At 33.8% G+C, this 5,092-nt stretch carries 5 protein-coding genes; 1 reads left to right on the top strand and 4 read right to left on the bottom strand.

All coding sequences use genetic code 11. The annotated features are described in order from the left end of the window. The first annotated feature begins 88 nt into the window (after positions 1 to 88). Positions 89 to 1,573, top strand: a complete 1,485-nt coding sequence (locus ACN0QX_RS15480; RefSeq protein ID WP_417198205.1) for a recombinase family protein — start codon at positions 89 to 91, stop codon at positions 1,571 to 1,573. Positions 1,574 to 1,592: 19 nt separating this feature from the next. Here ACN0QX_RS15480 and ACN0QX_RS15475 read toward each other — a convergent pair whose 3' ends face one another. From ACN0QX_RS15475 to ACN0QX_RS15460, 4 genes are all read right to left on the bottom strand, one after another. Continuing rightward, positions 1,593 to 2,003: a hypothetical protein gene (locus ACN0QX_RS15475; protein WP_417198204.1), complete on the bottom strand. Its 411-nt coding sequence runs from the start codon at positions 2,001 to 2,003 to the stop codon at positions 1,593 to 1,595. A gap of 183 nt (positions 2,004 to 2,186) precedes the next feature. Next, positions 2,187 to 2,798, bottom strand: coding sequence for a hypothetical protein (locus ACN0QX_RS15470; RefSeq protein ID WP_417198203.1), 612 nt, complete (start codon positions 2,796 to 2,798; stop codon positions 2,187 to 2,189). Positions 2,799 to 2,889: 91 nt separating this feature from the next. Beyond that, positions 2,890 to 4,128 carry a leucine-rich repeat domain-containing protein gene (locus ACN0QX_RS15465; protein WP_417198202.1) on the bottom strand — a complete coding sequence of 413 codons (1,239 nt, stop codon included), beginning with the start codon at positions 4,126 to 4,128 and terminating at the stop codon, positions 2,890 to 2,892. Positions 4,129 to 4,455: 327 nt separating this feature from the next. Further along, on the bottom strand, positions 4,456 to 5,092 hold a 637-nt coding region (locus ACN0QX_RS15460), incomplete at its 5' end, for a methyltransferase domain-containing protein (protein ID WP_417198201.1).

Raw genomic sequence — 5,092 nt, 5'->3', positions numbered from 1 at the left:
CTATATTGCAAAAATAAATATCTACCATAGAACTTGCTATACGAACACTGTTTTACTACTTTAGTTATTCATTTTAAAGGAGTTATCAATGAAAAAGCGAGTAGGTATTTGGATCCGTGTATCCACAGAAGATCAAAAACGGGGAGACAGTCCTGAACACCATTTAGACCAAGCCAAGACATACGCCAAGCTTCACAGCTACGATGTTGTAGAAACCTATGACCTCACAGGGGTATCGGGTAAGACGGTCAAAGACCATCCAGAGTGTCAACGTATGCTGATGGACATCCACAGAGGGCACATCAGTGGGCTCATTTTCTCCAAGATTGCCCGTTTCGCACGTAACACCATTGAGCTATTGGAATTTGCCAACTTCTTCAAAGAGCACAGAGCCGATTTGATATCTTTAAAAGAATCCTTTGACACGTCCACACCTGCTGGACGTTTATTTTTTAGGATCATCTCCTCAATGGCCGAATGGGAACGTGAAGAGATTGTAGACCGTATCAACTCATCGGTTGAAACGCGAGCCAAAATGGGAAAAGTCATGGGTGGCATTCCGTATGGATACCAGCGGAAAGGGAAGGATGGTATAGAACTGCACCCTGAAGAGTCCGTCGTCCGAAAGAAGATGTATGAGCTTTACGTACAGCATCAACGGTATGGTACGGTGGCTAGGATACTCAATGAGGAAGGACATCGTACCAAGCGAGGCAAAAAGTTTTCCGATGTAGCCATCAAGCGCCTCTTGAAAGATCCCATCACTAAGGGAGTCAGACGGACACGATTTACCAAAGTTGGTAAGAATGGACAACCAGAGCTTCGAGATAGCAGTGAATGGTTCTTCCACAAGGCTCCAGCTATTGTTAGCGAAGAACTATGGCAAGAAGCCAACGACATCATTAACAAGTACGAGTCTACGAAGACCCAACCGATGAACAAGAAACTCAAGTTGTTTACAGGCTTTCTGTACTGCAAGTGTGGCGGGAAGATGTACGTACCATCTTCAAATCCCAAGTACACCTGCAAGAAGTGCAAACGAAAAATACCAATGGATGACATTGAGGACATCTTCAAGAGTCAGCTCAAGCAGTTTCTACTTTCAAAAGAAGATGTTGAAGCGTACTACCAAAGCAGTCAAACGGGAATACAGGACAAGAAACGAGAACGTGAAATTGTAGTTGAGAAAATAGACAAACTGAAGGCGAAGATATCTAAACTGTTTGAACTCCACGAGCAGGGACAAATTGAAACCGAACGTTTCAAGGAGTTCTACAATGAACCCAACGAGCAATTGAAACAATTGGAGCGAACCATTCCTGCTTTGGAGAGTGAAATCAAGATACTCAAGGAACACGCCAAATCAAGTGACTTCATCCTATCAGAAGCAAAATCGCTGTACGACAATTGGGACAACTTAAACAATGAAGAAAAGCGAAACGTTGTTGAAACCATCACCAAGGACATTATTGTAGGAAATCAAGAAATATCCATAAACCTATATTCCTTAAGCCCTCCGAAGAAAAACACCTCTTTTTCTAAATTGATTGCAAATGGGCAACATGGACTATAGGCATTGTTGGCTGTAGTTTTTATTTATCTTTAAAATCAGATGTTATTCCGCTCAATATTTTCGGATTATTTTTTAATAAATCAGCACATTTTTTGACATAACTCTCAACATATTTAATTCCATTCTGCGCTATGTTTTTTAATTCACCAGATTGGTCAAGTTTATCAATTGGATAGTAATTTGTAGGTGTTAAATCCTTTTTAAATTCAGTCAGTTCATTGTGATTTATGATTCCAATTTCTGGTGAGTTATACGATAATTGAAATATCAGCGCACAAAATTCAATTCCGTTTTTTTGAGTTGTTATATAGTATTCATCCTTAATCCACTTTTTCTTAAAACTAGGGAAGTCAAATTCTGATTGTAGAAAAGCAAAATTTTCTAAAATCATTCTTGTTGATATTTTCCAAGTTGGCTTAAGAGTTTTCATTTCCAAATTGTAGGTAACGTTGTTGTATATGGTTTGTTGCGTGGTTTAGCACTTAACTTTGCAAGTACACACCAAACTGAAAATCCGCTAGGATTTTGCTTCGCCAGTTCGCACTTTGCGCTTGTGTCAGAAGTAGGTGAGTACTAGCAATGAATTATATACGTTGTTGTAAGTAGTTTTTATTTAATCAATTATTACTAAATTCAGATCAGTCAACCTTTTGTTGATTTCGTCTGCTTTTTCTTTAATTCCATTTGTTGTAAACTTTAAATTTTCGAAAAGCGATTTATTCGGTTCTACAATTATTTCAGTCCAATAATTTTTACTTTCAAAAGATTCAATGCTCTTTGTTTTCAGCTTTCCGTTTTCAAATTCAAAAGTTCCTTTTAAGTTTTGCCAAACGGTCGTTAATTTACATTTTTCAGATGCAAAATTAATGGTTGCCATTCCTAAACTACAAAATTCTTGACCGACTGCTAAATGCTTTTTCAAATTTGAACAAGCTCCGATTTTTGTCATTATTATTTCTGCATTTGTTAAGTTTTCATCTTTCACTGTTGCTAACGATATTCCAGCATTATATTTAATTGAAAAGGAATTTTTCCAAATAGTCAATTCTATTTCGTTGCAATTTCCATCAAAATATTCATCGAAAGCGTGACATAAGACTTCAAAAGGTAAAGAATCAAGAGAGTTATCTGAAAAACACTTTTCAAAATACATTTTAGGCCTCATTCTGACGTGTTCTCCTGCTTCAAGAGCTTGAATGTCATCTTCTGTATATTTCTTTTTCATAGTGTTTTTCAATTAAAACGGTTAGTATATGAAGCGTAGCATCCCGTAGGGTGCTATGATTTCATATACAGTGATATATGTATTTTTTATTTTAATCATTGTCAATATCATATCGGATATTATTGTTTAACCAAGTTTTGATTCTCCGCCTTTGTATGAATGAAAACTTATTCCTCATAGCATATAATATTTCAAGTGATTTAATTTCCCTAATACTTTTAGGTAGATTTTTTAGTTTGTTATCAGAAATTCTGAAATCCTTGAGCTTCCTTAATTCACCAATCCAATCTGGAATTATTTTTAAATCATTGTCCGAAGCATTTATGTTTTCGAGATAACTCAAATCCCTAATAAAATTGGGGAATTCTTTAAACTTATTCATTGAAAAGTCAAGATATTCGAGTTTTATCAATTTAGAAAATGTATTTGGTATATGACTAATAGAGTTTACAGATATATCTAGTGATTCTAAGTTATTTAATTCAGAAATAGAATTTGGTAATTTATTAAACTGATTGACTCTTAAATTTAAGTTTTTCAAATTTGATAATAAGTCAAAATTGTCTGGCAATTCAGCCAAGTTTCGGCCTGATAGATCTAAATATTCCAAAGTTATTATTAGAGCAACTTTTTCAATGTTAGACAAATCTACTTTGGTTGAACGATAACCATAAATGGCTCTTTTATCAATTAACCAGTCAAACAAATATAAATAAATGTTTATGTCATCTACGTTAATGTTTTTGGCAGATTCAGATATTTGTTTTCTCCATTCTGTTAGTGACTCTAATGAATAAATTTCTGAAACAGATAAATTGGGGCTTTCCTTATAAAAGTTATATGCAGTATCCCAATCTCCAAAATCTACCATTCTATCTTTATGAAATATTGTTCCAAATGCGTGTTCAGTATCCCAAGTAGAATGACCATATAGACCTATGTATGAAATATTCTCAAGTTCTTTTTCGTGAATATATATTGTGGACAAATCTAAATATTTACAGACGTCATTTTCTGATTTAAGATTTGGAAACCCTTCGTATTCTTCTCGGTCAAATTGTCCGTAAACTTCCTCAAGTTCTTCCCTTTGACTATATATGAACCCTTTTAATTGTGTTAATACATTTTCGGAATTATCAATAATAAAATTTAAAGCACTAATTTGAGATTCTGATGGAACACTTACATCTGTATCTTCAGTTCCTAAAAAGACGATTTCAACTTCCTTACTGGAATTTTCATTCTTTGCATTTAATCCAAACTCGGAAAAACCATTTAATTGCAACCAAGTTTTTAAGTACTCTTCATCTCTTTCTATTTTATACTTCATTTTCAATGGTTGTTCAATTACATATAACGGTCTCGTATAACCGTCAGTTACGGATTTAAAGTTAATGATTTTCGGTTAAGAACTGGCGTTAGCAATTTTGAGTGGATTGCTTCGCCAGTTCGCACTTTGTGCTCGTGTCAGAAGTGGGCGAGAAGCCAGCAATAAATTATATACGTTGTTGTAAGTAGTGCTTTTTTCATTCCATTTTGTTTTCCAATGTTTCTTGTTTTGTTCAAATGTGAGCGTTGGCAAGACATACTCTTTTGCAATTTTTGGCGTAGCATTGGCTGTAGCAAATTGCGAATGTGTAGGCTTTATGTGTTGGGTTTATATATTTGCTTTAAATATTCTAATTACTCTAGTCCAACTATTATTGGCCCATTCTCCAGACCGATTATTAATTTCCTTTATCAAATTAAAATTTGAATTTGTTGAGAAAGATTTGACAAAACTATCAAGTCTACTAGTTTTTAATGGATTTACATAAGGACTAGCGCAAACAAAATAATTTTCTCCTTTAAATGTCGTTTTTATCAATTCAATAAGTTGAGTCAAAGAAAATAAATCGATATCAAGTATGTTAGAAAATAAATGTACTTTAACGTTTGAATTATTTTCAAAATCAGTTGTAGATAAGGAATCTAAATCCTTATTGATAGTTGAAACGTCAATTGTTTTGTCAAATTTTTTAATATGTAAAGAGGCTCTTTTTAACGCTAATTCAGACGGTTCTATGAGTGTAACGTTTTTAACTTTATTAATGTTAGAATTAAAATAGTCTATAAATGATGCAGAAGCCAATCCTTGACCACAACCCCAATCAATAATGTTTAAGTCATCGTTGAAAAGTTGATTTGGTATATATGCAAATGAAGAGGTCATTTTACTATGATGCATTTTTCCATAACTATATAAATATGAATATAATTGTTTTTCCTCTGTTAGTATTTTAACACCTCTTTGT

It is taken from the genome of Bizionia sp., from assembly GCF_048259285.1.
Classification (GTDB): Bacteria; Bacteroidota; Bacteroidia; order Flavobacteriales; family Flavobacteriaceae; genus Algorimicrobium; species Algorimicrobium hallyeonense.
This window is presented reverse-complemented; position numbering and strand designations above follow the sequence as displayed.